This window comes from Pseudomonas sp. PGPPP1, assembly GCF_002255865.1.
Taxonomy (GTDB): domain Bacteria; phylum Pseudomonadota; class Gammaproteobacteria; order Pseudomonadales; family Pseudomonadaceae; genus Aquipseudomonas; species Aquipseudomonas cremoris.
The window spans coordinates 1-972 of sequence record NZ_NKIG01000089.1 but is presented as its reverse complement, the minus strand read 5'-3'; the positions used below and the strand labels follow the sequence as shown (position 1 = coordinate 972).

General features: G+C 54.3%; 1 protein-coding gene. It reads left to right on the top strand.

The features are described 5' to 3' along the window. Positions 1-136: 136 nt before the first annotated feature. Positions 137-972 (top strand): UDP-3-O-acyl-N-acetylglucosamine deacetylase (lpxC, locus tag CFE47_RS31255; RefSeq protein ID WP_286843056.1); only part of this gene is annotated, 836 nt, incomplete at its 3' end.

The following is a 972-nucleotide window of genomic DNA, read 5'->3' as shown; positions in this document are numbered from 1 at the left end:
TTCCTGCGTCGTCAGGCCGATTGATGGAATGTATCAGGGCTATGAAGGTGATTGGTGTTCAGCAAAGGTCTGGTCTGCTATTATCGCCAGCCTTTGTTGATACCAGTTCGCAATTTGCGCTCAAGCGGTCCAAGCCATGATTAAACAACGCACCCTGAAGAATATTATCCGTGCCACAGGTGTAGGTCTGCACTCCGGGGAGAAGGTATACCTGACCCTCAAACCTGCACCTGTCGACACCGGCATCGTGTTTGTTCGTGCCGACCTGGACCCTGTGGTGCAGATTCCTGCTCGCGCGGAAAACGTTGGCGAAACCACGATGTCGACCACATTGGTCAACGGTGACGTCAAAGTGGACACGGTGGAGCACTTGCTCTCGGCCATGGCTGGCCTGGGCATCGATAACGCCTACGTCGAGCTCTCCGCGTCCGAAGTCCCTATCATGGATGGCAGCGCTGGACCCTTCGTATTCTTGATTCAATCTGCCGGCCTGGAAGAACAGGACGCAGCCAAGAAGTTCATTCGCATTCTGCGGGAAGTGACAGTAGAAGACGGCGACAAGCGCGCCACCTTCGTCCCGTTCGAAGGCTTTAAAGTGAGCTTTGAGATCGATTTCGATCACCCGGTATTCCGTGACCGCACCCAAAGTGCAAGCGTGGATTTTTCCAGCACTTCGTTTGTAAAAGAAGTCAGCCGCGCCCGTACCTTTGGTTTCATGAGTGACATCGAGTACCTGCGCAAGCACAACCTCGCACTCGGCGGCAGCGTTGAAAACGCCATTGTGGTCGACGCGGATGGTGTACTGAACGAAGACGGCCTTCGCTACGAAGACGAATTCGTGAAGCACAAGATCCTCGATGCAATCGGTGACCTCTACCTGCTGGGCAATAGCCTGATAGGCGAGTTCAAAGGCTTCAAGTCGGGCCACGCCCTTAACAACCAGCTGCTGCGCAAGTTGATTGAGCAGACAGA